The organism is Martelella sp. HB161492, from assembly GCF_013184775.1.
Taxonomy (GTDB): domain Bacteria; phylum Pseudomonadota; class Alphaproteobacteria; order Rhizobiales; family Rhizobiaceae; genus Martelella.
Genome location: NZ_JAATVV010000001.1, coordinates 41,449 through 54,947, shown reverse-complemented (window position 1 = coordinate 54,947; position 13,499 = coordinate 41,449). Strand labels below are relative to the sequence as shown.

Here is a 13,499-nt window from a genome sequence, read left to right as displayed (position 1 = left end):
GCAACGCTTCAGGCGTTTCGTGAGCCGCAGGGCGATGTGAGCCAGATGGGCGTCACAGACAGGAAAGGCCCGATGCATGGCATCGGGCCTTTCCTTCACATCGGCACTTCGGTGCCGAGTCCCCCCTCGGAACCTCTCGCGACAAACTCGAGAACAGATCAGGCGGCCGGGAGGTCGGCCGCCTGAAGGTGGCGCGACTGCGAAGGGCAGTCGCTGCCGAAATCAGAACTTCACACCAACACCGGCCATGACGCGGTTCGAGGTCAGGTCCTTGCCCTGAACATCGCTAAAGCCGCCGTGGTTGCTGCTGTTGCCGTTGCCATAGTCGGTGTAACGATATTCAACGCGGGCGAAGATGTTGTTGTTGAAGGCGTAGTCGACACCGGCGCCGAGCGTCCAACCGTTATAGGTGTCGTTCTTCTTGTCGCCGTTCACGGTGTTGTAGCCGTTGGCAATGGCCCAGCCGCCCGTGGTGTAGAGCAAGGTGTTGTCAAAGGCGTAACCGAGGCGGCCGCGTACAGAGCCTTCCCAGTCATAACCCATCTTGCCTGAACCTTTTTGAGTGACTTCGGCGTCGTTCTCATCGGTTGTGCTATAGGAGTAGCCGAACTTCGAATTGTTGTCGGGGTTGTAGGTGATGTCACCTTCGAGACCGAGAACGACATTGTTTCCGAACTGATAGTCATAGCCGCCGAACGCGCCGATCGTGCCACCATTGCTTTCGTGCTTGGAACTGTTAACGCCATTGGCGCTGAACTTCTGCTCGTTCCAGTTCCAGCCGCCGGTCGCACCGACCTTGAAGCCCGTCCAGTTGAAGTTCTGAGCAGCAGGCGTGGATACCGCTGGAGGCGTGTAAACCGGAGCCGGCGTTACGATGTCTGCAGCAAAAGCGGAGCCAGTCATGGTGGCCAGTGCGGCGGATGCAAGAAGAATCTTTTTCATTGAGTGAACTCCCTGTTGTCGTTCATTTCGATAACGATCAAATAGGAGTGTTGTTTCATACAAGCAATTATATTTGGCTGGGTTTGCCGCGTGTATTCAGTATGTGTTGCTTAACTGATACAGTTAAAATACTTTAAACTTCTGCTTATAGTCCTGTAGTATGCATGAAACATGGCTTATATATGGTGTGAATTAAGATATTTTCTGGTTGTAAACTTGGCTGATTTTTGTCCCCTGCCTTGAGGGCGGGCATCGTCGGGGTGTGTGCCGGCCAGAAAGCGGCATTGGCCGAACCCAAACGGCGTTGCAAAAAAAAGCGCCCAGGATGGGCGCCTTTTCGAAATCAGTGCGAAATCTGTGCTGTCAGGCGAAGATCACGCTGGCGCCTTCATCGGCGGTTCCGACATGCTGACGGAACGGGGCGAACAGTTCGCGGCCCATGCCGAATTCGTTCTGCGACAGGTCGGCGGTAACAGCCGGCCTTGCATCAAATTCGTCAGCGGCAATCAGCACTTCCAGCGTACCGTTTTCGGCATCGAGGCGAATCATGTCGCCTTCGCGGATCTTGGCGATCGCTCCACCATCCTTGGCTTCCGGGGTCACATGGATCGCGGCGGGCACCTTGCCGGATGCGCCCGACATGCGGCCATCGGTGACGAGCGCAACTTTGTAGCCACGATCCTGAAGCACGCCCAGCGGCGGGGTGAGGCGGTGAAGTTCCGGCATGCCGCAGGCCTTGGGGCCCTGGAACCGGACAACGGCGATGAAATCGCGGTCGAGCTTGCCGGCCTTGAAGGCATCCTGAAGTTCCTGCTGGTCGTGGAAGATCAGGGCAGGTGCCTCAATGACACGGCGTTCCGGTTTGACGGCGGAGATCTTGATCACACCCTTGCCGACATTGCCCGAGAGCATCTTCAGTCCGCCATTGGCCTGGAAAGGCTTGTCGAAGGTGGTGAGAACCTTCGGATCAGCACTGGTTTCGCCGATCGGCTCGCGCTTGACCGTGCCATTTTCACCGAGTTTGACGTCGATTGCATAGGCCGCCATGCCTTCGCCGAAGACGGTGCGGACATCGTCATGCAGCAGGCCGGCCTTGAGCAGCTGGCTGATCAGGAAGCCCATGCCGCCGGCGGCGTGGAAATGGTTCACATCGGCAAGACCATTGGGATAGACGCGTGCCAGCAATGGCACCACATCGGAGAGTTCCGAGATATCCTGCCAGGTCAGCCTGATCCCGGCTGCGCGTGCCATGGCGACAAGATGCATGGTGTGGTTGGTCGAGCCGCCGGTGGCATGCAGGCCGACAACGCCGTTGACGAAGGAGCGCTCGTCGAGCATTTCACCGACCGGCGTGAATTCATTGCCACTCGCCGTCATCGCAAGTGCACGCTTGGTGGCTTCCTTGGTCAATGCATCCCGCAATGGCGTATTCGGGTTGATGAAGGAGGAGCCCGGCATATGCAGACCCATGATCTCCATCAGCATCTGGTTGGAATTTGCGGTGCCATAAAAGGTGCAGGTGCCGGGACCGTGATAGGACTTTGATTCCGATTCCAGAAGCTCGGCGCGGCCGATCTTGCCCTCGGCATAGAGCTGGCGAACGTGGGACTTCTCATCGTTCGAAATGCCGGAAGTCATAGGTCCGGCCGGCACGAAGATCGTTGGCAGATGGCCGAAGGTCAGTGCCGCCATGACGAGGCCGGGAACGATCTTGTCGCAGACGCCAAGGAACAGGGCGGCGTCGAACATGTTGTGCGAGAGGCCGACGGCGGCAGCCATGGCGATCAGATCGCGGGAGAAAAGCGAGAGCTCCATGCCGGGCTGGCCCTGGGTCACGCCATCGCACATGGCGGGAACGCCGCCTGCCACCTGGGCAACGCCGCCGGCCTCGCTGGCTGCTTCACGGATCAGCGCCGGAAAGGTCTCGAAGGGCTGGTGCGCCGAAAGCATGTCATTATAGGCAGTGATAATGCCGATATTGGGCACGGTATCACCCGACAATGCCTGCTTATCGGCGGGGGAACAGACGGCAAAGCCATGGGCGAGATTACCGCAGGACAGAACAGAACGGTGAACGCCCTTGGAAGCGGCCTGATTGACACGGTCAAGATAGGCTTCTCGGGTCGGTTTTGACCGCTCGATGATACGAGCGGTGATCTTTGCTATACGAGGGTCGGCGGACATGGGCTTTCCTGTGTCGGTTAGATGAAGGACGCGCCCGGCTGAATGAATGCTTCGCTCAGGGCGCCCAGTAGATTTCCACGGGAGACGAGGCCCGCATCAGTACCGCGCGGATCGGCATTTCGGTCTCGTCCTGGCCACCAAGGGCCTTGTTCAGAACATCCATCTTCTCCTGGCCTTCGATATGCAGAACCAGAAGGCCCGCATTCTCGAGTGAAGAGAAGGTGAAGGTCATTCGCGCTTCACCTGCACCATCGGCATGCAGCGCCATGACGCCCGGCGGTGTGTTCTTGTCCAGTGCGCGTGAAAGCGTGTCGCCTCCGGGGAAGAACGATGCTGTGTGGCCATCGGTTCCCATGCCGAGGATCACGACATCGAAAGGCGCAAGCTCAGCGGCCTTGCCGGTCACAATTTCGGCAGCGTGTTCTGCGGTCTCAACGGGCTGGTAAAGCGGCAGGATCCTGGCTCTTGCAGCGGCGCCTGTCAGCAGATTGTCCGTCAGAAGCTTATGGTTGGAGCGCGGATTGTCTTCCGGCACGAACCGCTCGTCGACAAGCGTGATCGTCACCTTTGACCAGTCAAGCGGTGCGGTTGCCAGCGTCTGGAAAAACAGCTTCGGCGTGGAGCCGCCGGAAACCGCGATAAACGCGGTTCCCTTTGCAGCAATTGCCAGTTCGAGCTTTGCGGCGACAGCATTGGCCAGAGCAGTGGCCAATTCCGACCGGTCGCTAAAACTGTGCATTGTCTTGGTCATCTCGAATCCTGACTGTCTTTGCTCTTGTGCTCAGTTGGGCTCGTGCCAGGTCCTGCCGTCACGCTCGATGAGAGCGATGGACTTGCTCGGGCCCCAGGTTCCGGCCGTGTAACCCTGTACGGGCTGGCTCGTTTCTTCCCAGGCTTTCAGGATCGGGTCGACCCAGTTCCAGGCAACCTCGACCTCGTCCCGGCGCATGAACAGCGTCTGGTTGGAGCGGATAACGTCGAGCAGAAGCCGTTCATAGGCATCCGGGTTACGCACGTCAAACGCCTGGGCGAACGCCATGTCGAGCGAAACGTGACGCAGACGCATGCCGCCCGGTCCCGGCGACTTGATCATCAGCCACTGCTTCACGCCCTCATCCGGCTGCAGGCGCAGCACCAGCTGGTTGGCGACGATGCGGCCGGCGGCCGGTTCGAAAATCGAATGCGGGATCGGCTTGAAGGTGATGACGATCTCCGAAACCCGGCTGGCAAGACGCTTGCCGGTGCGCAGATAGAAGGGCACGCCGGCCCAGCGCCAGTTGTCGATCTCGGCCTTGATGGCGACGAAGGTCTCGGTATTGCTCTCGCCGTCAAGCTCTTCGAGATAGCCCTTGACCGGACCGCCCTTGGAGGCGCCGGCGCGATACTGGCCGCGCACGGTCAGATAACCGGCATTGTCGGCATTGATCGGCTTCAGCGAGCGCAGGACCTTCAGCTTCTCATCGCGGACGGCTTCAGAATCCATGGAGTATGGGGTTTCCATGGCGACCATGCAGAGCACGTTGAGAATATGGTTCTGCACCATGTCGCGCAGCGCGCCGGATTTGTCATAATAACCCGCGCGTCCCTCAAGGCCGACTTCTTCGGCGACCGTGATCTGCACATGATCGATATGGTTGGCATTCCACAGCGGCTCGTAAAGGGCATTGGCGAAGCGCAGCGCCATCAGGTTCTGCACCGTCTCCTTGCCGAGATAGTGGTCGATGCGGAAGACCTGCTCTTCGTGGAAAACCTTGCCGATCATGTTGTTGAGTGCCAGCGCCGATTCCAGGTCGCGGCCGAGCGGCTTTTCAACGACGATACGGGTCTGCTTGGTGATCAGCTTGTGGTCACGAATGCCGTCACAGATCGGCCCGAAAATGCTGGGGGCAACGGCCATGTAGAAAGCGCGGACGCGCTCCTTGCCCTCGTCGAGCAGCTTTTTCAGCGCATCCCAGCCCTTGCTGCTGGTGGCGTCAACCGGCACATATTCGATTCGGGCGAGAAATTTTTTGACTTCCCCATCATCATATTCGCCATGCATGAGGTGCTCTTTCAGCGCCTTCTGTGCATGCTTGCGGAAATCTTCCGACGTCAGCTCGGAGCGCGATGCGCCGATGATGCGGGTCGGTTCCGTGAACTGGCCGGCGATCTGTCGGTGATAGAGCGCAGGCAGAAGCTTGCGCTCGGTGAGATCTCCGGTGGCACCGAAAACCACATAGTCAAAGGGTTCGACGGGTATGATTTGACTGCTGGTGGCCATATGTTCTCTCAATCGTCAACGGTTGATCACTTATTATCAAATCGATTTAAAAAAGCCAGCCCCTTTTCGAAAAGGCTGCTTTAGAAACGATCACGGAGCGCAAACCAGCTGAGTGCGAGCAACAGCAGCGGTCGGCGCAAAGCCCTGCCCCCGGGGAAGGCGGGGATATCCAGTTCGCGGTAAAGCTCGAGATCCATGCTGCGTCCGCTGATTTCATCAGCATAGAGTTTACCACAGTAGTTTGACAGCATCACGCCATGGCCGGAGAAGCCGCCAATCGCCGTGGCGCCAGGCATTATGTCGTGGACCAGCGGCTTGCGCGGCATGGTGATGCCGATCGTGCCGCCCCAGGCGTGGGTGATGTCTGTCTCACTCAGCTGCGGGAAAATCTCGGCGATCTGCTTGCGCAGATGTTTGGAAATATCGCTCGGCGCATCCTTGGTGTAGGCCTCGCGGCCGCCGAAAAGCAGCTCTCCGGTGATGGTCTTGCGGAAATAACGCACGACGAAGCGGCTGTCATCGACCGACTCACCGCCCGGCAATATCGATTTATGCGCCTTCAGTGGCGGCGTGGCGGCAATGAAGGAGCGGATGGGCATGACCCGAGCCGCAGTCTTGGCGTCGAAATGCTGCTCGATATAGCCATTGCCGGCGATCAGCACGCGATCGGCGGTGATCTCGCCTGAGCCGGTTTTGACCACCAGCTTGCCATCGCGCTGTTCGATATCATCCGCCGTGGTCATTTCATGAAGGCGTGCGCCGGCTGCTGCTGCGACCTTGGCAATGCCGACGAGTAGCTTCAGCGGGTGTATATGGCCGGTGCCGCTGTCGCGCATGCCGCAGAAATAGCGTGTCGAGCCGATCTTCTGCGCCGTTTCGGCACGGCTCAGGAAAGCCAGATGCGGATAGTCATAGCGCTCGGCCATGGCATCGACATGGTGGTGAAAGCCGTAATCCATGTTGCGCTTATGGGCGACGGAAATCTGACCGGGCCTGAAATCAACGGCAATGTCATTCTGCTTGGCAAAGTCGAGCACGAAGCTCTTGGCATCTTCGGCCATGCGGAACAGGGCGCGGGACCGTTCGAAACCGATCTTCTTTTCAATCTCCTCCGGCCACCAGTTCTGGCCGGTTCCGAGCTGGCCGCCATTGCGCCCCGACGCGCCATCGCCGAAGCGGGCCGCGTCGATCAGGACGACGTCAGTGCCATCGCGGGCGAGCTGGCAGGCGGCCTGAAGGCCGGTGAAACCACCGCCGACAATGGCGACATCCGCTCGGGTCGAGCCATCCAGGGCCGGATAGGTCGGTCGTTCCGGCACGGTCACCTGATACCATGAAAGTCCAGGGGCAATCGGACTTTGCCATTTCATCGCTCGGTTACTCCACACATCCGGCCGTCCCCTGTCCGGGGAGCGGTCCTTTCACAACATCCGGCCTCACCCCAGACATGTCGCCATTTCTAACCAAACGCAAGTGTTGCGCCAGAATACAACCGGTTCAAACACTTTGCAGCAGAAATTCGCGCTCCCAGGGGCTGATGACCTGCATGAAGGTCTCGAACTCACCGCGCTTGATGCCGGCATAAAGATCGATGAATTCCTGTGACAGGATCGAGGCCAGCGCCGGCTCGTCTTCCATCAGCGCCACGGCCTCCAGCAGACCGCGCGGCAGATCGATCGCGCCCTCATTCGCCGTATCGGCCGAAGGGGCCGAGGGGTCGACCGCGTTCATGATGCCGAGCAGACCGCAGGCAAGCGAAGCGGCCAGCGCCAGATAGGGATTGGCGTCCGAACTTGGCAGGCGGTTTTCGATCCGCCGGGCCGAGGGTTCCGAGACCGGAATGCGGAAGGCTGTGGTGCGGTTGTCATAGCCCCAGGCGGTGTTGACCGGGCAGGCCATGTCGGGTGTCAGGCGGCGGTAGGAATTCACATAGGGTGCCATCATCACCAGCGCCGAGGGCACATATTTCTGCATGCCGCCGATGAAATGGAAGAATTCCGGCGATGGATCGCCATTGTCCAGGGTGAAGATGTTCTGGCCGGTCTCGATGTCGACGACCGATTGGTGAATATGCATGGCGGAGCCGGGCTGGCCCTGCATCGGCTTTGCCATGAAGGTGGCGAAGGTCTCGTGTTTCAGCGCCGCCTCGCGGATCGTGCGCTTGAAGAAGAAGACCTGATCGGCGAGCTGCAGCGGATCGCCGTGGCGCAGGTTGATTTCCAGCTGCGCCGGGCCTTCTTCATGGATCAGCGTGTCGATCTCAAGCCCCTGGCCTTCGCAGAAGTGGTAGATATCATCAATCAGTTCATCGAATTCGTTGATGCCGGCGATCGAATAGGCCTGCCCGGCAAGGATCGGCCGCCCGGAGCGTCCGATCGGCGGGGCAAGCGGCAGGTCCGGATCGTCGTTGCGGGCAACGAGGTAAAACTCGATTTCTGGCGCAACCACCGCTTTCCAGCCGCGCTCGGCATAAAGGTCAATCACCCGCTTCAGCACGCTGCGGGGCGTGTAGGCCACTTCGCGGCCATCGGCGCCAACGACATCGCAGATCACCTGGGCGGTCGGATCGCTCTCCCACGGTACAGCGGACAGTGTTGAAAGGTCGGGCACCAGTTTCAGGTCACTGTCGCGTGGCTCATAGCGGAAATTGCCGCTTTCGTCCGGGTAATCGCCGGAGATCGTATGGCGGTAAAGAGCCGAGGGCAAAGCGAGCGAGGTGTTGGAGGTGAATTTCGAGGTCGGCATCATCTTGCCGCGCGGAACGCCGGCGAGATCGGGGGTGATGCATTCGATGTCCTCGATGCCGCGATAGCCGAGCCATTTGGCGGCATCCTTGAAGCTCTCAACCCCGCGGAGATTTCTGATGAAGGGCGGCGTGGCCGCTGATTTGCTGATTTTGCCTGCTGTTTTCAGTGTCATTTTTTTGCTGGGCATGATTCTCGCCGGTCGCGGTTTGCTATCTTAATCTATCATAGCGGCGCTTCGCGACTTGGCGAGGGGAAACGTTGACTTTCTTTGCGTCCCGACGGACAAGCCCGATAGCGTAAATAAGGCGGGGCAGGCCATGGAACATTTCGATGTCGCGATCATTGGCGCAGGCGCTGCGGGCCTGATGTGCGCCCTAACGGCGGGCAAGGCGGGCCGGCGCGTCGTGCTGATCGACCATGCGCGCGCGCCGGGGGAGAAAATCCGCATTTCCGGCGGCGGGCGCTGCAACTTTACCAATATTCATGCCGGACCCAAAAACTATCTGTCCGAGAACCCGCATTTCGCCAAGTCGGCTTTGTCACGCTACCAGCCGGCCGACTTCATCGCCATGGTCGAACGCCACGGCATTGCCTATCACGAAAAGACGCTTGGCCAGCTGTTCTGCGATGGTTCGGCGAAGGAAATCGTCGATATGCTGACAGGCGAATGTCGTCGTGCCAGGGTCGATCTCAGGCTTGCGACCGGGGTGGGGGCGCTGGCGCATGAGGATGGCCGGTTTCGCTTCATGGCGGGGGCAGGCGAGATCGTCGCGGATGCTCTCGTCATGGCCTCTGGCGGCAAGTCGATCCCGAAAATGGGGGCGACCGGGCTTTCCTATCAGGTCGCCGAGCAGTTTGGTCTTTCCCTCGTCGAAACGCGGGCCGGTCTGGTGCCGTTCACACTGGAGCCGGGGCTGCAGGCGCTTCTTGCCCCGCTCGCCGGTATCAGCGTTCAAGCCGAGCTTTGCTGCGGCAAGACACGCTTCCGCGAGGCACTGCTTTTCACCCATCGTGGTCTTTCCGGACCAGCCGTCCTGCAGATCTCATCCTTTTGGCAGCCCGGTGCGGAAATCGTGATCCGCATCCTGCCGGATATCGATCTGGCAGGCGCGTTGATCGCAGCCAAGCGCGACAATGGCCGCCAGACCCCGGTAACGGCGCTTGCCGTGCATCTGCCGAAGCGGCTGGCGCAGTTCTTTGCCGAAAGAGCGGCGATTTCCGGTGCGCTCGCCGATCTGCCGGACAAAGCCCTGCGCGGACTTGCGACCGCCGTTCAGGACTGGCGGATCAAGCCCGCCGGAACGGAAGGCTATCGTACCGCCGAGGTCACCCTTGGCGGCGTTGATACGCGTGGCCTTTCCTCCCAGACCATGGAGGCGAAGACGGTGCCGGGACTCTATTTCATCGGCGAATGTGTCGATGTTACCGGCTGGCTCGGCGGTTATAATTTCCAGTGGGCCTGGGCCTCGGGCTTTGCTGCCGGAACGGCACTTGGTGCGTCTGGCAGTTCCGCGCCATAGACCGCCTCAGCCGCGTCCGGCTTCCCGGTCGGGGCCGAAGCGGTTGGTCTCGGCCTCTCCCGGCTGGCACCACCAGTAGATCAGCACCACCACGCCAATGATCGATATCGACAGAAGCTGCCACCAGCCGGTGCGGTTGATGTCATGCAGGCGGCGGGCGCCGATGGCGATAGCGGGGAACAGGGTGGCAAGGCCCCAGATGCCCTCCAGAATGCCGACATTGTCGGCGCCGCCGAACAGGACGTAATCGATCACGGAAAGGACAACACTGACAATCCAGCTTGCCAGCACCCAGTACCAGAACGCGCCGCGCGACGACCGGTCGCGAAAATTGGCATAGTTTGAAAATGCAAGTTTGAAGGCCTCCTGAAATCCCACCACGCGGTGGGCACGGCCTGACGGTGCGGTGTCGCTCATGTTTCCCCTCTCCTGACAACAGCAAATGAAGATCAAGTATAGCGCCGATCACGCTGCTTTAATACGGTTGAATAGTGTCAGGTTGCTGCAGACCCGGCCGCCCTTGGTGGTGGCCGGGTCTGAAGGCAGGGGTGGCGGATCAGATCTTCTCGAGGTCGTCCGGTTCTGCCGTGTCGTCGGCAAAGATGACCGGTACCATCAGGTCGCCCCAGTTGCCCTTGCCGCCATGATGGCGGGCCGAGCGGATGAGTTCGACCGAAAGGCCTGCCTCCACCGCACGCATGACCGACTGGTTGAGGCGGTGCAGATCATTGGCAATCATGCGGATTGCAGCTTGGCGTTCGGCGCTCATCGCCGCGCCCTGGGTTTCTGTTCTTTCCTTGACGTTGATCTTCGGGTTCATGGCTTTCTCCTCCTTGCCATAATGTTTCGCGGCCCCGCTCCCGCCGGGGCTTTGCGGGTTTACTCTGCTGCTGGCTGAAACTGGGCAGCCTCGGTGGAATCATGCATTGCGGTCGTGGATGACAGGCCGCCGGTGATTGCCATTGAAACGGCGTCGAAATAGCCGGTGCCGACCTCGCGCTGGTGTTTCGTGGCGGTATAGCCATTGGCTTCGGCGGCAAATTCGGCCTGTTGCAGCTCCGAATAGGCGGCCATCTGCCGCTCCTTGTAGCCGCGGGCCAGCTCATACATGCCGAAATTCAGCTGATGGAAACCGGCAAGGGTGATGAACTGGAACTTGTAGCCCATGGCCCCCAGTTCACGCTGGAACCTGGCAATGGTCGCATCATCCAGATTTTTCTTCCAGTTGAACGAGGGCGAGCAATTATAGGCGAGACGCTTGCCCGGATGGACCTTGTGGACCCCTTCGGCAAATTTGCGTGCCTGGTCCAGATCCGGCTTCGACGTCTCACACCAGATCAGATCGCAATAGGGCGCATAGGAAACGGCGCGGGCGATACAGGCCTCGAGCCCATTCTTCACATGGTAGAAACCTTCCGGCGTGCGCGCCTTGTCGTAATCGACGAATGGCCGGTCGCGTTCATCAATGTCGGAAGTCAGGAGCTTGGCGGCCTCGGCATCAGTGCGGGCGATGACAAGGGTTGGAACGCCCATGACGTCGGCTGCAAGCCGGGCTGCCGTCAGGTTGCGGATATGGGCCGCCGTCGGGATCAGCACCTTGCCGCCGAGGTGGCCGCATTTCTTCTCGGAGGCCAGCTGGTCCTCGAAGTGGACCCCGGCAGCCCCCGCCTCGATATAGGCCTTCATGATCTCGAAGGCGTTGAGCGGGCCGCCGAAGCCTGCTTCCGCATCGGCAACGATCGGCGCGAACCATGTGTCGACCGAAAGGCCGCCGCCTTCCGATGTCTCGATCTGGTCGGCACGCTGCAGCGTCTTGTTGATCCGCCGGGCCAGTTCCGGGCCGGCATTGGCCGGGTAGAGCGACTGGTCAGGATACATGGCGGAAGCGGTATTGGCATCGGCGGCAACCTGCCAGCCAGAGAGATAGATCGCTTTCAGTCCGGCCCGGACCATCTGCATGGCCTGATTGCCCGAAAGTGCGCCGAGTGCGTTGACGAAGTCTTCCGAATGGATGAGCTGCCAGAGCCGGTTGGCACCCTGTTCGGCCAGCGTGTAGCGGATCGGAACCGAGCCGCGCAGCCGTCGGACATCGTCCATTCCATAGGGGCGGGCGATGCCGTCAAAGCGACCGGCAGGGGCTGTTTCAACAAGTTTGTAAAAATCGGTCATGATGTTTCTCCTCCTCAAATCCGTCCCTCCGGTTGCTGTATCCGGCGGGTCCTGAAACTGCGTATCGTCAGTTTTCGGTGTGACAATATTTACAGTATGAGGCTGGCTACAGCGAGAGAAACGCGAATATCGGTGCGACAAAACGGGTTATGTTGTCACAGGCTTTGCAATTGTGTTTTGTTAATTTGTAAAATATGTAAATATTCTCCGAAACATGTTTTGTCTCATTCTGTGACTGGGAGGTGCAGGGTGGCTGAAAACAAGATCTTTGCCGGGCCGCGTTTACGGCGGGTTCGCAACAGTCTCGAACTGACACAGACGGCGATGGCGGAAGCGCTGGCGATTTCGCCGTCCTATCTCAATCTCATCGAGCGCAACCAGCGCCCCCTGACGGTGCAGCTGCTGATGAAGCTTGCGGCTGTCTATGATGTTGATATCACCGCACTCAAGGGTGAGAGCGGCGGCGCCATGGCGGAGCTGAAGGCCGTCTTCTCCGATCCGCTGCTGGTCGGGGAACTGCCGGGAGACCAGGAGCTGCTGGAAGTGGCGGAGGCAGCCCCCAATGCGGCGGTGGGCATTGTCAAGCTCTATCGTGCTTATCGCGAACAGGCTGAGCGGCTCTCGGATCTTGCGGCGCTTCTGGCCCGGGAGGGACATGAGACACAGCTGGCGGCAGCGCGGTTGCCCTATGACGCCGTTCGCGAAACGCTGGCGCGCCGCCCCTTCTTCTTCGATGCTCTTGACCGGGAGGCCGAGGCTCTGCATCAGGCGCTTGGGCCGGGCGATGATATCGCCGCGGCGCTGAAGGCCTGGTTGCGGCAAACGCATGGCATTGCTGTCAGGCTCCTGCCTGCTGATGTGATGAGCGGCCACAGCCGGCGCTTTGATCGTCACACCATGCGGCTGTTCATTTCCGGACGTCTGCCGCCAGCCGATCAGATGCGCGAACTCGCCATCGAGGCTGTGTTCCTGGCCATGCCGGCTGCGCTTGAAGCCGCCATTCAGTCGCTTTCACCCTCAGGTGATGAGGAGCGCCGGCTGCTGCGTTACGAACTTGCCCGTTATGCAGCGCTGGCGCTGCTCATGCCCTATGGTGCCTTTGTCGAAGCCGCGCGCCGCGTCCGTTTTGACATCGATCTGCTGCGCAGCCGCTTTGCCGTCTCCTTCGAACAGGCCGCGACGCGGCTTGTCAGCCTGCAGCGGCCGGAAAATGCCGGACTGCCTTTCTTTCTGATGGAGGTCGATCAGGCCGGACATGTGCTGCGCCGGCTGGGCGCGAAGGGCTTTCCGCAGGAAAAATTCGGCGGCGAATGTCCCAAGCTCGGCGTTCACGACGCTTTCTCGTCACCTGGCAGGATCGATGTTGCCCGCACGGTCATGGCAGACGGAACGGCTTACCTGACCTTGTCGCGAACGCTGGACGGGCCGCAGGCGGGTTTCGCCGAGCCGGTGCGCCGCACCGCAATTCTCATCGGTCTTTCTGCCGCACGCCTTGATGATGTGGTTTATGCCGAGGCGCTGCCAGGCGGGGAGCGGGCGACGGAAATCGGCCCGGCCTGTCGCCTGTGCGAGCGTTCTGGCTGTCTTGCTCGGGCGGAGCCGCCGCTCACGCGGCCGCTGGCGCTCGATGATATGACGGGCGGTCTGTCGCGCTTCGACTTCTAGGGCGCCGCGCGT

11 protein-coding genes are annotated in these 13,499 nt (G+C 60.2%); 2 read left to right on the top strand and 9 right to left on the bottom strand.

Annotated elements, in window-relative coordinates:
• Window positions 1–222: 222 nt before the first annotated feature.
• From HCK86_RS00240 to HCK86_RS00215, 6 genes are all read right to left on the bottom strand, one after another.
• Window positions 223–942: an outer membrane protein gene (locus tag HCK86_RS00240; protein ID WP_176082478.1), complete on the bottom strand. Its 720-nt coding sequence runs from the start codon at window positions 940–942 to the stop codon at window positions 223–225.
• A 363-nt stretch (window positions 943–1,305) separates the two neighbouring features.
• A complete protein-coding gene (edd, locus tag HCK86_RS00235) occupies window positions 1,306–3,126 on the bottom strand; it encodes a phosphogluconate dehydratase (RefSeq protein WP_176082477.1) in 1,821 nt (606 codons plus the stop codon).
• A gap of 55 nt (window positions 3,127–3,181) precedes the next feature.
• Entirely contained in the window at window positions 3,182–3,877 is a 696-nt protein-coding gene (gene pgl / locus HCK86_RS00230) for a 6-phosphogluconolactonase (protein WP_176082476.1), read from the bottom strand.
• 30 nt (window positions 3,878–3,907) lie between these two features.
• Entirely contained in the window at window positions 3,908–5,386 is a 1,479-nt protein-coding gene (gene zwf / locus HCK86_RS00225; protein ID WP_176082475.1) for a glucose-6-phosphate dehydrogenase, read from the bottom strand.
• Between the two features lie 80 nt (window positions 5,387–5,466).
• Entirely contained in the window at window positions 5,467–6,756 is a 1,290-nt protein-coding gene (locus HCK86_RS00220; protein WP_176082474.1) for an FAD-binding oxidoreductase, read from the bottom strand.
• A gap of 127 nt (window positions 6,757–6,883) precedes the next feature.
• Window positions 6,884–8,320, bottom strand: a complete 1,437-nt coding sequence (locus HCK86_RS00215; protein WP_176082473.1) for a glutamine synthetase family protein — start codon at window positions 8,318–8,320, stop codon at window positions 6,884–6,886.
• 130 nt (window positions 8,321–8,450) lie between these two features.
• Between HCK86_RS00215 and HCK86_RS00210 the strand changes: the two genes are divergently transcribed.
• Window positions 8,451–9,653 (top strand): NAD(P)/FAD-dependent oxidoreductase, encoded by a 1,203-nt coding sequence (locus HCK86_RS00210; protein WP_176082472.1) that lies wholly within the window; start codon window positions 8,451–8,453, stop codon window positions 9,651–9,653.
• 6 nt (window positions 9,654–9,659) lie between these two features.
• Here HCK86_RS00210 and HCK86_RS00205 read toward each other — a convergent pair whose 3' ends face one another.
• From HCK86_RS00205 to aceA, 3 genes are all read right to left on the bottom strand, one after another.
• A complete protein-coding gene (locus HCK86_RS00205; protein ID WP_176082471.1) occupies window positions 9,660–10,070 on the bottom strand; it encodes a DUF805 domain-containing protein in 411 nt (136 codons plus the stop codon).
• Between the two features lie 139 nt (window positions 10,071–10,209).
• Window positions 10,210–10,473 (bottom strand): hypothetical protein, encoded by a 264-nt coding sequence (locus HCK86_RS00200; protein ID WP_176082470.1) that lies wholly within the window; start codon window positions 10,471–10,473, stop codon window positions 10,210–10,212.
• Between the two features lie 59 nt (window positions 10,474–10,532).
• Window positions 10,533–11,822 carry an isocitrate lyase gene (gene aceA, locus HCK86_RS00195; RefSeq protein WP_176082469.1) on the bottom strand — a complete coding sequence of 430 codons (1,290 nt, stop codon included), beginning with the start codon at window positions 11,820–11,822 and terminating at the stop codon, window positions 10,533–10,535.
• 249 nt (window positions 11,823–12,071) lie between these two features.
• Here aceA and HCK86_RS00190 point away from each other — a divergent pair, with 249 nt between their 5' ends.
• Window positions 12,072–13,487, top strand: coding sequence for an XRE family transcriptional regulator (locus HCK86_RS00190; RefSeq protein ID WP_176082468.1), 1,416 nt, complete (start codon window positions 12,072–12,074; stop codon window positions 13,485–13,487).
• Window positions 13,488–13,499: the final 12 nt, after the last annotated feature.

Excerpts from the sequence above, each read along its gene's own strand:
- HCK86_RS00240 (WP_176082478.1), bottom strand. The coding sequence starts at position 942 with ATGAAAAAGATTCTTCTTGCATCCGCCGCACTGGCCACCATGACTGGC.
- edd (WP_176082477.1), bottom strand. The coding sequence starts at position 3,126 with ATGTCCGCCGACCCTCGTATAGCAAAGATCACCGCTCGTATCATCGAG.
- pgl (WP_176082476.1), bottom strand. The coding sequence starts at position 3,877 with ATGACCAAGACAATGCACAGTTTTAGCGACCGGTCGGAATTGGCCACT.
- zwf (WP_176082475.1), bottom strand. The coding sequence starts at position 5,386 with ATGGCCACCAGCAGTCAAATCATACCCGTCGAACCCTTTGACTATGTG.
- HCK86_RS00220 (WP_176082474.1), bottom strand. The coding sequence starts at position 6,756 with ATGAAATGGCAAAGTCCGATTGCCCCTGGACTTTCATGGTATCAGGTG.
- HCK86_RS00215 (WP_176082473.1), bottom strand. The coding sequence starts at position 8,320 with ATGCCCAGCAAAAAAATGACACTGAAAACAGCAGGCAAAATCAGCAAA.
- HCK86_RS00210 (WP_176082472.1), top strand. The coding sequence starts at position 8,451 with ATGGAACATTTCGATGTCGCGATCATTGGCGCAGGCGCTGCGGGCCTG.
- HCK86_RS00205 (WP_176082471.1), bottom strand. The coding sequence starts at position 10,070 with ATGAGCGACACCGCACCGTCAGGCCGTGCCCACCGCGTGGTGGGATTT.
- HCK86_RS00200 (WP_176082470.1), bottom strand. The coding sequence starts at position 10,473 with ATGAACCCGAAGATCAACGTCAAGGAAAGAACAGAAACCCAGGGCGCG.
- aceA (WP_176082469.1), bottom strand. The coding sequence starts at position 11,822 with ATGACCGATTTTTACAAACTTGTTGAAACAGCCCCTGCCGGTCGCTTT.